The following is a 245-nucleotide window of genomic DNA, read 5'->3' as shown; positions in this document are numbered from 1 at the left end:
AAGAGTGCCATGCTCATCAATCTGGCGGCGTCACTGTCGCAGGCCAAGCACAGCGTGCTGGTGGTGGATGGCGACGTGGCCACGACCGGTCTGCTGACTCGCATCGGCCTGCGTCACGACGTGGCGACCCTGCAGGAAGTAGCGCGCATGGAGCGTCCGATGGCGGAAGCCACACGGCTCCTGCCGGAAGGCTTTTCGATGGCGCGCATCGCCCGCCGCAGCGTGCCCTCGGCGACCGATCCGCA

1 protein-coding gene is annotated in these 245 nt (G+C 67.3%); it reads left to right on the top strand.

Annotation, left to right across the window (positions count from 1 at the left end):
* The coding region (locus ACZ3GY_RS24650) for a hypothetical protein (protein WP_465912434.1) at positions 1-245 on the top strand (245 nt) is incomplete at both ends.

The organism is Pseudomonas sp. PME37.24/006 (genome assembly GCF_055556635.1).
This window is presented reverse-complemented; position numbering and strand designations above follow the sequence as displayed.